2 protein-coding genes are annotated in these 2,580 nt (G+C 44.6%); one reads left to right on the top strand and one right to left on the bottom strand.

Annotation, left to right across the window (positions count from 1 at the left end; translation table 11 throughout):
- Positions 1-833 precede the first annotated feature (833 nt).
- On the top strand, positions 834-2,093 hold the full coding sequence (gene ltrA / locus VK179_01545) for a group II intron reverse transcriptase/maturase (protein HLO57403.1): 1,260 nt from the start codon (positions 834-836) through the stop codon (positions 2,091-2,093).
- A 97-nt stretch (positions 2,094-2,190) separates the two neighbouring features.
- On the opposite strand, the gene VK179_01550 is transcribed toward ltrA, so the two are convergent.
- Positions 2,191-2,580: nuclear transport factor 2 family protein (locus VK179_01550; GenBank protein ID HLO57404.1), on the bottom strand; the 390-nt coding region annotated here is incomplete at its 5' end.

Genomic DNA, 2,580 nt, shown 5'->3' on the forward strand with positions numbered 1-2,580 from the left:
AGGCTCCAACGAAGCCACTTTTGAGTCCCGGTGTAGAAGTTTGCTGGCGGGCAGTGGTGCGTATCCGGGTACAGCTTCCATGATAAACTTTCTGGATAGCAGGATTAAAACGCAAAAACCGTGACGAGTTTATTAATGCTACCGTCCGTGTTAGGCTTAGGCGTGTGCTCTGAGTCACTCAAGGGTACAAGAGATAAATAAAAGTTCTTTGAATGAGTGACGTAACTTTAAGTACGATGGTAGTCAGGTGACATGACGAAAGTTTCGGAAACGAGCCGATCCCGGTTATCGGGTGAAAATCGGAGGTCTCATGTAAGATATGGTAGTCATTGATCATCTGAGTGATCTACCGGCAAAGATGTTCAGGCATATTAGCCAAACCGCCCTGCGGTGCTGCGTTTTCAAGATGGCGGTGCTGAACGGCAGGGTTAAAGACTTAAGCGGTACTTGTACAAGCTTGGTCACGGTGTGGGTAACGGAGATGAACGAAAGTGAACCACTGATGAAGTGTCGAAAATAACTTTTACGGTATCGAAATCAAAAGGTTGCCGGCCGAATGAGAGCGAGGTGCAAGGCGTGATCCTGATTAGTGCTTGCACGATACCCGGCATTTAGGTGGCATGAACGTTATCTGGGCGTACTTAAGGAACAGAGGAACCTGAGAGGGTATGCTAAGAGAAAAGGACACAAACCCGAAGGGCAAGTCCGAAATATCGAAGATCCTTTCAGGGGCGGATGAAGCCGTAGTAGTGCTGATACTCCGTAATGGGAGAGGAGCGAAGGGCTTCACATGATGGTTTTCTTTTTGTATTACAACTTAATGAAAATTGAGGATGATTTTTGGAAAGAGACAGAGGATTTATCCTATTGATACGTTGGATGTCTGGGAAGCCTTCAAAGACGTGAGGTCGGGAGGTAAGAGCCCTGGTGTCGATGGTGTTGCCATTGAAACCATAGAAAAGGAGCCAAGAAAGTACCTGTATCCGGTATGGAACAGGCTCGCAAGCGGGAGCTACTTTCCACCAGCTGTCCGACAGACCCAGATTCCGAAAGGAGACGGGAAGATGCGAACTCTGGGAATACCAACAGTAACTGACAGGGTTGCTCAAACGGTCATAAAATGTAGATTGGAGAGGCTTGTTCTGAAGCATCTAAGTAAGAATTCATTCGGCTACATGCCGGGTAAAGGACAACATGATGCAATTGAGCAGTGTCTGGTCAATTGCCAGCGATATGGCTGGGCCATTGATCTTGACATTAAAGGTTTCTTCGACAACATTGACCATGAGCTCATGATGAAAGCACTAAAGTGGTTCACAAAAGAGAAATACATTCTCATATACGTGGAACGCTGGCTTAAAGCGCCTGTCAAACAAACTGACGGTACACTCTTGGAGAGCAACAGCAGGGGTACGCCACAGGGAGGAGTAATCAGCCCTATACTGGCAAACATATTCCTGCACTTTGCCTTTGATCAGTGGTTTGGGAACAGATATCCCAAAGGCACCTTCGAGCGGTATGCGGATGATATCATTATTCATTGCAGCAAGTTCGGAGAAGCTGAGTTAATGTTACAGGCGGTTGAGCGAAGGTTGAATGAGTGTAAACTTGAACTCAATCACAGCAAGACTAAGCTAGTATATTGTAACAGCAATCAGAGGCAACTCTATCCTAAGGAGAAGCATAGTAGGACATTCGACTTTCTTGGGTACACATTCAAGCCCAGGATAGTCAAAACCACGACGAGAATCAAACTTGGATTCTCTCCTGGAATGAGCCAGAAGAGTCAGAAGAAAGTCGGTGAGGTGCTCTATAAATTGAGACTTCACAGGATGGTGCATCTGACCATAGATAAGATTGCTGAAATTATTAGAATTAAGTCTTACAACTGGATCAACTACTATGGCAAGTTCAGGATGTCGTCCATGCGGAGAATATTCCGTGTGCTTAACTTCAGGCTTGCTCGCTGGGTACGTAATAAGTATCGTAGGTTCAGGCGTCGACCATGGTACCATGCTTATTTATGGCTTGTGAATGTCTCTAAGGCGTTCCCTAACATGTTTGTGCATTGGCAATATGGTTTTCGTCCGTAGGATCTTTATCATGAAGAGCCGTATGAATCGAGAGGTTCACGTACGGTTCTGGGAGAGGTTTGGGGGTGAAACTCCCCCTTACCTACTCGACTCTTATTTATTTTTTAGGCTTTTCAGTGGAGTCCAGGCATACATTATTTGCATGTCGTACTGTTAATCTCCAGTGGCCATTTTGATACATCCAAATATTTGTATAACGACGGTTTAATGTATTTCCTTCATTAGGTGCGCCTTTGGCCGGAACAACAGTTTCATTTCCCATAACTACAACCATATCCTTGAAGAAAAGGAATGTTTCTGGGAAACGTTCAAAAGAAGTATATCTTATAACTCCTTTGTTAATCAGATCCAATAGCTCTTTTTTTTCTTTCACAATTCGATTTGTTGGATGATTTACTGTAACATCATCATCCATTAAGCTGTCCAATGCCGCTGCATCTCCCTTAAAAATTGCGGAGGCATGTGCCATATCCAGTTTTTTGATTTC

Source organism: Bacteroidales bacterium (assembly GCA_035299085.1).
In the GTDB taxonomy this organism is placed as follows: Bacteria; Bacteroidota; Bacteroidia; order Bacteroidales; family UBA10428; genus UBA5072.

Coding starts and splice junctions, on each gene's coding strand:
- ltrA (HLO57403.1), top strand. CDS start 834: ATGATTTTTGGAAAGAGACAGAGGATTTATCCTATTGATACGTTGGAT.